Source organism: Marinimicrobium sp. UBA4209 (genome assembly GCF_002381585.1).
GTDB classification, from domain to species: domain Bacteria; phylum Pseudomonadota; class Gammaproteobacteria; order Pseudomonadales; family Cellvibrionaceae; genus Marinimicrobium; species Marinimicrobium koreense.
Genome location: NZ_DFTP01000020.1, coordinates 64095 through 75010, shown reverse-complemented (window position 1 = coordinate 75010; position 10916 = coordinate 64095). Strand labels below are relative to the sequence as shown.

Annotated in this window: 6 protein-coding genes and 2 pseudogenes; 1 reads left to right on the top strand and 7 read right to left on the bottom strand. The window is 60.4% G+C overall.

The window, feature by feature from the left end; genetic code table 11:
* Positions 1-167 (bottom strand): annotated as a pseudogene (locus tag B3187_RS03535) (chorismate-binding protein); the annotation flags it as partial.
* Positions 168-213: 46 nt separating this feature from the next.
* A pseudogene (locus tag B3187_RS03530) lies at positions 214-1644 on the bottom strand (PAS domain-containing protein); the annotation flags it as partial.
* Between the two features lie 257 nt (positions 1645-1901).
* Here B3187_RS03530 and B3187_RS03525 point away from each other — a divergent pair.
* Complete coding sequence (locus B3187_RS03525; RefSeq protein WP_286804598.1) at positions 1902-3059, top strand: PAS domain-containing protein; 1158 nt, start codon at positions 1902-1904, stop codon at positions 3057-3059.
* Positions 3060-3250: 191 nt separating this feature from the next.
* Here B3187_RS03525 and B3187_RS03520 read toward each other — a convergent pair whose 3' ends face one another.
* The 5 genes from B3187_RS03520 to smc form a co-directional block, all read right to left on the bottom strand.
* Positions 3251-4732: a sigma-54-dependent transcriptional regulator gene (locus B3187_RS03520; protein WP_286804597.1), complete on the bottom strand. Its 1482-nt coding sequence runs from the start codon at positions 4730-4732 to the stop codon at positions 3251-3253.
* Between the two features lie 142 nt (positions 4733-4874).
* Positions 4875-5480 carry a transglycosylase SLT domain-containing protein gene (locus B3187_RS03515; RefSeq protein ID WP_286804596.1) on the bottom strand — a complete coding sequence of 202 codons (606 nt, stop codon included), beginning with the start codon at positions 5478-5480 and terminating at the stop codon, positions 4875-4877.
* Complete coding sequence (gene ligA, locus B3187_RS03510; RefSeq protein WP_123637351.1) at positions 5480-7525, bottom strand: NAD-dependent DNA ligase LigA; 2046 nt, start codon at positions 7523-7525, stop codon at positions 5480-5482. The genes B3187_RS03515 and ligA overlap by 1 nt, the downstream gene beginning before the upstream one ends.
* A gap of 71 nt (positions 7526-7596) precedes the next feature.
* The gene (gene zipA / locus B3187_RS03505; protein WP_286804595.1) at positions 7597-8832 is read right to left on the bottom strand and encodes a cell division protein ZipA; all 1236 of its coding nucleotides are present in this window, start codon (positions 8830-8832) and stop codon (positions 7597-7599) included.
* A gap of 45 nt (positions 8833-8877) precedes the next feature.
* Positions 8878-10916 (bottom strand): chromosome segregation protein SMC (gene smc / locus B3187_RS03500; protein WP_286804594.1); only part of this gene is annotated, 2039 nt, incomplete at its 5' end.

Genomic DNA, 10916 nt, shown 5'->3' with positions numbered 1-10916 from the left:
TCCATGTTGCCGTTCCAGGCGAGATAGCCGACGGCGCCGCCGTAGACACCACGTTTGACCGGCTCCAGCTCGTCGATGATTTCCATCGCGCGAATCTTCGGCGCGCCGGACAGGGTGCCCGCCGGCAGAATGGCGCGCAGCGCGTCCATCGCGGTCAGTTCCGGCTTGGTAGGCATTAACCGAAGCCCAGTAGCCCAAAGGCTCAAAATAGGCTTCGAACGACACTTTTATGCCGGTTTCAATCGCCTGGCGATAGTAGGTTTCAAAATCGGTCCCCAGTGCCTCGGGAAAGGCTTCCCACAGGCTCATCCCAAGCAGTTCATCCCGGGAACGCTCCAGCAGCCGCTCCGCCTCCCGGTTCACATAGGTGAACACCCAGTCCGTGTTGACGGTAAAAAATGCGTCGGTGATGCTTTCCAGGGTGGTGGCCAGACGCTCGGCCAACTGCTTGGCCCGCTCTTCACTGTCCCGACGTTCGTGGACGTCGATGGCGCTGCCGTACCATTTGATGGTTTTACCATTCGGGTCCTTGATGGGCATGGCCTGAATGGCGTGCCAGCGCCAATAGCCATCGAACCGGCGCAGGCGAATCTCCAGATCCAGTCGCCCTCCCTGGTCGAGTGCCATATCCCAGGCCAGGTTATAACGACCTTGGTCGACGGGTTCAATCGCGTCCCGCCAGACATCATCCAACAGTGGATCGTCGTGCTCGCAGCCGAGAAATTCCTCCAGCATCCGATTGCCGTAATCCAGGCGCCCGGCCAGGTCCGCCGTCCAGACGAGGTGGGGCATGGCGTTGGCAAATTCACGAAAGCGCTGCACCCCCTGGGCCAGCAGGGACGAAGCGTGTTTGCGCTCGGTCACATCCTGAACCGCCCCTTCCAGACGCACCACGTCTCCCCGCTGATTCAATATCGGGTGCGCCTGCACACGAACCCAGACATAGCGGCCCAGCGCGGTGACAATCTGCGCCTCAAGGTCTAAAAAGGCCTTTTCCTGCAACACATGGTCCACCGCCACGGACACTCGGCGTTGAAATTGCGGCGTGTAATAACTGAGGGCCTGTTCAAGGGTAAACACAGTGCCGGACGGCACATCAAAAATGGCGCAGGCTTCGTCGTTCAATGTCATCCGCTCGGCAATCATGTCCGCCGACCAACCGCCGAGCCGGGCCATCTGGGTGGCGATATTCAGCAGGCGATCCTGATCCACCAATTGCTGCGAGAGCCATCGTTGATCCGTAATATCCGATGCAAATCCCGCAAGACGCACCACCTGCCCCTGATCATTGAGCACCGGGAAGGCGCGGTCGTGCACCCAATGCCGACTCCCATCAGGGCGCTGGATTTCGTACTCGATGTCATAACGACCGCCGATTTGCTGAGCACGCATCTCGGCGACACGTCCTTGATGCTCGGGAACCACTGCGTTAAACCACTGCTCCGGGTTGACCAGCAACGACGCCCGGGATCGGCCCCACAAAGATTCATAGGCCGGGGAGACATACAATAATTGACCGGTTTCTACATCAGTCAGCCAGAAGACTTCTTCGACACTCTCCGCCAACTGACGAAACAACACCAACTCATTATCGAGCGCCTGCTCCAACGCCTGACGCCGTCGGTCGTTGGCCGCGACCAACATGACCAGCACGAGAATCAACACAAGCAGCGCAGCCTCCCCAACGTAGCGCCACCAAGATTCAGTGCGCCAGGAAAACAGGCCGGATTCGGAAGAGAACTCCTGAAAGTGCAGCCCCAGGATCAGCAACCCCAAGGACAGGGTGGCCCAGCGCAGGACCATTGCATAGGTTCTCTGAGCCGCCAGTCGCTCGACTATTTTATTTGACTGTGGTTTCATTCGGCTGAGACTCACGCGCGCCCATAAAGAGCCGTTGGTATATGATCAGTGTAAACCAAAGTGAACAAAGCGACACCCGTCGCAACGCGCCAAAATATCGGCGATTTTCGATCTTCTTCCTTGCAATTGTTTTTGCCGCCGATATCGTGACGCCACTTGGGGTCGCCCACGGTATTCTATACCTTCTGGTCATCGCCCTGGCCAATCAGACTCGTGATCGGGATTGGGTTCTACGCATAGGACTTTGGTCGCTTCTGATGTGCAGCGCCGGCCTGTTACTTGCGGACCTTCCCGACGGGTTCCCTCTGGTGGCGGTGCTGGCCAACCGCCTACTCAGCCTTATTGCTATCAGCGTAACATTGACCGTCAGTCTGCGTTGGCTGGCAACCCGCGATGCGCTGGGCGACACCCGACGTCAACTTGAACCCAACCAACGGCACCTGCAACAGGCTCAGTCTACGCTCGACATGCTGAGCCATCAGACCGGCATCGGTTACTGGTGTTATGACAAGGCCAGCCAGACATTTCACCGCTCGGAACTGATTAACCCGATAATTGGTTTATCACCAGGAGAACCACCACCGGCCGATGGCGCCTTGAGCTTTTTTCCGGAACCCGGTCGCACGCAAGTGGTCGCCGCATTCGACGACTGTGTTCAGCATGGAAAGCCCTACATACAACAGTTACCGCTGGTCACTCGCAGCGGACAGAAAAGATTGGTACAGACCTCGGGGCGCCCCCTGTTCGATACCCAGGGTGTACAAATCGGGGTTGTCGGCACGCTGCAGGACCTGACCGGAACCACGCTGTCCAACAACCGGTTTGCGGAAAGCGCCCGCGCGCTGCAGTCGCAATTGGATGCGCTACCGGTGACGGTATGGAGTGCACTGCCCGATGGTTCGATCGATTATTTCAACCAGGCGCTCAGTGATTTTTCCGGTGTCCCTCGCGAGTCGCTTTCAGCGCCGGGCGAATGGTTGACGCTGCTGCATCCGGACGATCAGGAGCGTTGCGTTCAGACCTGGACGCAATGTATTCAGAATGGCAAACCCTACGATATTCAGTTTCGAATTCGCCGTTACGACGGGCAATACCGCTGGCATCAGGTTCAGGCAACGCCGGCGCGGGATATCAACGGTAATATTATCAAATGGTATGGTAGTGCCGTCGAAATTCCAGAGTCAGCGGTAAAGGTCTGAGCGGTACCGCTTGGTGCAGTTTCATGTTGGGTTTTGGTGACGGCGGATGCGCTGCGCTTATCCGCACTACGCAGACCGCAGAGATTACGGCGGATGCGACGCAACCTCTGTGCTATCCGTAGGGCGGATAAGCGCCGCAAGGCGCGCATCCGCCGTAACCCAAATCTCACACTGGCACCAAATGGGTTACCCTACGCCAAACCATCCACCGGAAAACCGGCCTCACGAAGACGAGCCATTTTATACCGCAATGTTCTCGGGCTGATCCCCAACCTTTCCGCCGTACGCTTCTTACTACCGCGCTCACTGTTTAACGTATTGACGATAATCTCAAACTCCCGGCGCTTCAGATCACTCCCCAGCGCCGGCTTTTCCTCTGACACATCAGACACCGGCGTCCGGATTCCCTGGTGTGGAAGCGATACCGGTTCAGACACTGGGGTGAACGCCATCGGGTCAGCGTCATTCACGGTCATACCCGCGCTTCCCCCCGAAGCCAGATCCGCATAGGCTCTATCCGCTTCCAACCCGAGATCCTCCGCCTGAATGAGATCACCGGGCTGCAGAATCAGAGCTCGCTGCATGACGTTATCCAGCTCGCGTACGTTCCCCGGCCAGTCGTAACCCGCAAGCGCCTGGCGAGCGGAATCGGTCAGTTGCACCCAACCGCGTCGCTGTTTTTGCGCGTGCTTGCGCAACAGTTGTTCCGCCAGGGGCACGATATCCTCGCGTCGCTCCCGCAGCGGTGCCCACTGCAGGGGCAACACGCTCAATCGATAGTAAAGGTCTTCCCGGAACAGGCCCTTGGCCACCTGTTCGCGCATGTCACGGTTCGAGGTCGCGATCACCCGAACATCCAGCGGGATGGTCTTTCGGCCGCCCAGACGCTCAACTTCACGCTCCTGCAGAACCCGCAGTAATTTGGCTTGCAACCCCACATCCATCTCGGAAATTTCATCCAGCAGTAAGGTCCCGCCGTTGGCCTGCTCGAACTTGCCTGGCGCGCTGGTATGAGCGCCTGTGTATGCGCCTTTCTCATGGCCGAACAGCATCGCTTCCAGCATGTTCTCGGGAATGGCCGCACAGTTGATCGCCACAAACGGTTTCTGATGACGCGGCGAGTGGTTGTGAATATAACGCGCCAACACCTCTTTCCCGGTGCCGGACTCTCCGAGAATCAGTACCGTCGACTCTGACTGCGCCACGCGCTGCGCCAATTGCAGAAGCCGCTGACTGGACGCCGCCTGAACCACAGGTTCATCACCCACCGGCGCGGAGCCGAGGTGACGCGCCAGGGTATCCACCAATAAGGCGGGCTCGAAGGGTTTGACAAGATAGTCGACCGCGCCCTGCTTGATGGCATCAACGGACTGATTGATGCTCGCGTAGGCCGTGATCAACATCATGGGAATTTGCGGATACTGTTGCTTTACCGCCTGCAACAATTCCTGCCCGGACATGCCGCCCATATTGACGTCCGAGACAATCATCTGGCAGTCACTATCGGCGTTCAGTGTCGCCAGCGCCCGTTCACCGCTGTCGGCTTGCAGCACCTCGTAGTCCGCCAGTTCCAGCGTATCGGTCAGCGCTTCCCGCAGATCCGCATCGTCTTCAACCACAAGAATGCGGGGCCGGGCCATAGCCGGGGATGCCTGTCTTGCTGCTTGCGCCATGTGATTCTCCAGTGGATTGTTCAAATAGCTAATGGATCAATGTTTTAGTCGGGTCGGGTTTTTGTCGGGTTACGCTTCGCTAACCCGACCTACTCGCAGTTCCGTAGGTCGGATTAGCGCACAGCGCGTAATCCGACATCAGTTACCGCAACGGCCACCACCAAGGGCCTTTGAAACGCCTTTCGCAAGACTTCAATTGCTCGCGATAGCGCCGAGCCCGCTGTTCCACTTTACCGGCAACACCCACCAGCCACGCTTTCTGATCAAAGGTTCGCCGTTTAAAGCCGCCGTGACCTTCGTGGTACGCCAGGTACAGATTTCGGGCGTCGTTTTTGTCGATGCCAACCCGCTTTTTACTCTGGGCATTGTACCAGCCGACAAAATCAATCGCGTCTGCAAAATAGCTGCGGCTGGCCCAGTGATTACCGCTCATGCGCTGATATTCTTTCCAGGTTTCGTCTTTCACTTGCGCGTAGCCAAACGCGCTGCTCTTTCTCGGACCCGGGATCACCCACAGGATTTTCGTGCGCGGCGGCTTGGCCTTGGGGCGAAAGGTTGATTCCTGGTACATCATGGCCATCAACGTCGGGATGTCCGAGCCCCAACGGCGCTCGGCGCGCCGGGCGTCTTTGTACCAACCTCGCTTTTCGTCAAAGACGTCGCAGATGTTGTCGCTGCTCTTGGGCGGAGCGGAGGCGCAACCAACCAGTGTGGTCAGTGCCAACAGCATCAGACTCAGCGCTCGCATCAGTTCTGCTCCCACTGGTTCAACAACTCAAGCAGGCCGGCCTCGTCCATTATATCCACGTCCAACTCCTCGGCTTTTTTCAGCTTGGAGCCGGCCCCGGGGCCGGCGACAAGGTAATCGGTTTTCTTCGACACACTGCCCGCCACTTTGGCACCCAGGGCCTGCAGACGTTCCTTGGCCTCATCCCGTGTCAGGGATTCCAGCGATCCGGTCAGGACGTAGGTCAGCCCCGCCAGGGGTAAGGACCCACGGTCAATGGGCGCCTGTTCCGTCCAGGAAATGCCGGCGTCGCGCAGAGCCTTTACCGCCTCGCGGTTGTGGGGCTGGGCAAAGAACTCGGCGACGAAGTGGCCTACTACAGGGCCGATATCGTCCACTTGTTGCAGATGCTCTTCATCCGCTTGGGCCAGGGCATCCAGACTGCCGTAGTACTGGGCCAGATTGCGGGCGGTGGCCTCCCCCACTTCACGGATACCCAGGGCGTAGATGAACTTGGCCAGGGTGGTCTGTTTGCTGTTGTCCAGGGCCTTGAGCAGGTTGTCCGCGGACTTCTCGCCCATGCGTTCCAGCCCAGTCAGGTCTTCACGGGTCAGGTGGTAAAGATCGGCCACCGCGTTAACCAGGCCTTTTTCCACCAGCTGATCCACCAGCTTGTCGCCAAGACCATCCACGTCCAGTGCTTTGCGGGAGACAAAGTGCTTGATGGCCTCTTTACGCTGGGCGGCACAGATCAGGCCGCCGTCGCAGCGGGCTACGGCCTCGCCGGGTACGCGTTCGACCGGCGAGCCACACACCGGGCAGTGGTCGGGAAATTCAATCTCACGCGCATCGTCGGGGCGGCGGTCGGTGACCACCGAGACGATCTGCGGAATCACATCCCCGGCGCGGCGCACGATGACGGTATCACCGATTTTGACGCCCAGTCGCTCGATTTCGTCACGGTTGTGCAGGGTGGCGTTGGAAACGGTGACGCCGCCGACGAACACCGGTTCCAGCCGCGCCACCGGAGTGACCGCGCCAGTGCGCCCGACCTGAAACTCGACGTCGAGCAGTTGGGTCATTTCTTCCTGAGCGGGAAATTTATAGGCGATCGCCCAGCGCGGCGCGCGGGCCACAAAGCCCAGCTCGTCCTGCAGGTCCCGGCGGTTGACCTTGAACACGATACCGTCGATGTCGTAATCCAGCTGCGCCCGCCGTTCGCCCAATTGCTGGTAGTACTCAATACAGGCATCTGCGCCCTGCACTACCCGCATTTCACGGTTGATCTTGAGGCCCCAGTCACGGAACGCCTCGAGTGTTTCCGAGTGCTTGGCGGGTACCTCGCCATCTTCGACATAACCCACGCTGTAGGCACACATCTCCAGGGGGCGCGTCGCGGTAATGCGCGCGTCCAACTGCCGCAGGCTACCAGCGGCCGCATTGCGTGGATTGACGAACAATTTATCGCCCTTTTCCCGGGCCTTTTCGTTCAAGGCTTCGAAGCCGGCTTTGGGCATGTAAATTTCACCGCGCACCTCGAGCACCCGTGGGTACCCGGAGCCACGCAGTTTCAGGGGAATCGAGTCGATGGTGCGGACATTCTGGGTAATGTCTTCGCCCTGGGTGCCGTCTCCCCGGGTGGCGCCGCGCACCAGGAGGCCATCGCGGTACAGCAGGCTCACTGCAATGCCGTCGAGCTTGGGCTCGCAGGCGTATTCAATAGTGGCGTCGTCCTGCAGCCGATCCCGGACCCGCCGGTCGAAGGCGATCAGGTCGTCCTCGCCGAACGCGTTATCGAGGGAGAGCATCGGCAGTTCGTGAGTGACCGTGGCGAAGGCGCTCAGCGGTGTCTGTCCAACCCGCTGGGTAGGTGAGTCCGGCGTCACCAACTCGGGATACTCGGCTTCCAGATCCTGCAACTCGCGCATCAACCGGTCATAGGCCGCATCGGGAATCCGGGGCTCGTCCAGCGCGTAGTAGCGGTAGTTGTGTTCCTGAATCTCGGCCCGGAGCGTTTGCGCCCGGGCGCTGGTCTCGGCCGGAATGGCAGAGGTCGATTTGGCCATGTACGGAATTATCCTGGCAGTCGGGTTACTTCATTGTCAGACGGTTCAGCGTGGGCTCGTGCCCAGGTCGCCTAGTGCGGCATCCGGGACAGCTGCTTGCGCTCGAACTCGTGGATGCGCTGGCGGCAGTGTTCCTGGGTCTGCCGGGTCATGACGCTGCGGTTTTCGTCCTTGAGCTCGCCCCCCAGCTCCAGGGCAATGGCCCGGGCGGCTTCGAGCATTTCGTCGAACACTTCCACATTGTCCAGCTCGACCCGCTCTTCAAGCGGTAGCGTCATGAACAGGCTGACGCCGGGCGTTGTGAAGTCCGCCATGGTGTCCAGATCAAAGACGCCGGGCTTGACCATATTGGCCAGGCTGAACAGGATCGGGCCGCCACCTTTGGCCCCTTCGTAGCGATGGAAAATGTTCATGTCACCAAAGCGCAGGCCCGCTGACACCAGCGAGTCCAACAGAGCGTCCCCGCGGAATTGCTCACCGGTGGGCGCCATCACGTTCACGATCAGCACCTCATCGGGCTGCGGTGGCGCCTTCGGCGGCTCCTCCGGTTTGGCTTTGCGACGGTCAGAGGGCCCTTTTTCGGCTTTCCGGGGCTCGGGTTTTGCGGGCGCGGGTTTGGGCGATTTTGCCACCGGCGCTTCGGGCTTTTTAGCCTCACTGCGGGCGGGGCTCGAGGGTTCCGGCTTGGCCGCCCTGGCGCTGGATACGCTGCTGTCGGCGTTTCCACCCAAGGTGGGCTCGATCCGCTCCGGATCGTCCTCAAAGGTATCTTCGCCGGTGGTTTCCATCAAAATGGGCACCGATTCGTCCAGATTCAGCGTGACCTGCTCCGGAATGCCCCGGTGGGTTTCCGGGCGCTGGCGTTCAGAGGTCAGCTTGGAGGTGGCGGGCGGCCGAGTCTCGGCTTCGGCCGCTTCGCTGTCCAGTTCGGCCAGTTGCTGATCGAGGTTGGTTTCGTCGTCCTCGGCCAGCTCACCGTCCTCTTCCTGCAGCGCTTCGCGATCGTCAAACGCTCTATCATCAAAATCCTGACCATCAAGGTCCCGATCGTCATCGACTTCATCCACGGGGGCGTGATGGAAAGGACGCTCATCCTCCGGCGTCTCCCGATAGGCCACCACGCGCGCACCGCCATTGGGAAGCTCGGCGCTATAGTCGTCGGCGGCCGCCTTGCTCGACCCCGCTGAGCGGCGTACCGAGGGCGAAACCTTCAGGGAGTCTTTGCGGGCATTGTGCATACGCCGCCAGCCATCGAGCAGAATCCCGAGGATCAGGAGGATAATCAGTATCGTCAGCCAGTCACCCATAGCGTTAACCGTCAATTACTCCGTTGTCTGCTCGCCCGAGGCGCATTATACCGCTGCCAGTTCCGCGGCTTCGTCCACATCCACAGTAACCAGGCGGGATACGCCCGGTTCGTGCATGGTAACACCCATCAACTGGTGCGCCATCTCCATGGCAATCTTGTTGTGGGTAATATAAATGAATTGCACGTGCTGGGACATCTCTTCCACCATGCGGGCATAGCGGCCCACGTTGGCGTCATCCAGCGGCGCGTCCACTTCGTCCAGCATACAGAATGGTGCCGGATTCAGGCGGAAAATCGAGAATACCAGGGCAATGGCCGTAAGCGCCTTCTCCCCACCGGAGAGCAGGTGAATGGTACTGTTCCGCTTGCCCGGTGGCCGCGCCATGATGGCAATACCGGTATCGAGTAAATCTTCGCCGGTAAGTTCCAGATAGGCGTGTCCGCCGCCGAACACTTTAGGGAACAGCTCCTGGAGGGACTTGTTGACCTCGTCAAAGGTCTCCTTGAACCGTGTCCGGGTCTCGCGGTCGATTTTGCGGATCGCGTTTTCCAGAGTTTCCAGCGCTTCGCGCAAGTCTTCATCCTGAGCGTCCAGGTACTGTTTGCGCTCTGACTCGGTCTGGTACTCGTCGATGGCGGCCAGGTTGATGGCGCCCAAGCGCGCAATGCGGCCGGCCACCTGTTCCAGCTCCTGCTCCAGGGGCTTCACTTCGGCGTCCTCGGACAGGTCCGCCAACAAGGTGTCCAGGTCAAACTCATCTTCTTTCAGTTGCTGGGCGAGCCCGGCCCGCTGCACTTCAAAGGTCTGGGCGGCCAGGCGCTCCTGTTCCAGATGGGCCCGCACCGCCTGAACTTCCTGCTCAGCCTTGTGCCGGGCCTGTTCGGCGGTGCGCAGCTCCTGTTCGACCTCTTCAAGGGCGCGGCGAGCCTCGCTCAACTCCCCTTCGACCGCCAGGCGCTTGTCCAGATTCGCTTCCAGCTCAAGCTGGTGCTCCTCGGCGGGATCCCGCGTTTCGCCGAGTGCTTCCAGCAATTGTTCTTTGCGTTCGCGCAGCCGCTGGGTCTGCTCCTGCAGGCGGGTAATACCCAAGCGAATGCTGTCCAGCTGGGTTTTCAGAGACTGGGCGCGCATGGCCATTTCATGGGCCTTGTCGCGATCGTGCCGGGCCTTCTGCCGGGCCTGATCCAGACCGGAGCGGATTTCATCCCGCTGCTGCAACAGGCGCTCACGCTCATCGGTGTCCATTTCCATGGATTCGATGGCTTCGCTGAGGATCATCCGGGCTTCGGCGAGCTGTTCGCCCTCCTGGTCCAGTTGTTCACTGGCTTCCCGGATTTCGGTTTCGGTGCGCTCGCGGCGAACGCTGATCTGTTCGATACGGGCCTGCTTGGCACTCAACTGGGCTCGCAACTCACCGGCGCGGCGGCTCTGCTCGTCGGATTCCCGACGCTGGTTTTCCCGCTCGCGCTCGAGGTTCTGCACGGCCTCGCGGCCTTCGGTGCGGGCCTCATCCAGACGGGCAACGGTTTCCTCGAGTTCCGCAATGCTGGCGTCGAGCTCTTCAAGCTCCTGACGGCGGGCAATCACACCGTCGCTGGCGTCGGTGTCCCGGGCCACTTTCAGCCACTGGGGACCGAGCCACAGGCCGTCGCGGGTAATCACCGACTCGCCGGCCTCCAGCTGTGAGCGCAGCGCCAGGGCGGAGGGCAAGTCTTCGGCGATGTAGACACCGCGCAGCAACTCACTCAGATCCCAGTCGGCCTGAACCTTGTCCAGCAGGCGCTCCGCCTTGTCACCGGTGACGGCGCCCGGCCGGCGGGCCGTATCCATCAATACCAGTTCACCCTGGCTGAGTCCCCCGAGGGTATTGGCTACCGCATCAAAACCGTCCACGCAGACCGCCTGCAGACTGTTGCCCAGGGCAGTCTCGACCGCCTTGTCCCAGCCGTCGGACACGGTCAGGGTTTCCGCCACACGCGGCTGGTCGGTCAGTTGCTGCTCGGCCAGCCAGTCGGCGACGGCCTCGCTCTTCTCACCCAGGGCGGCCTGTTGCAGGGCTTCCAGGGAGGCGTGGCGGCCGC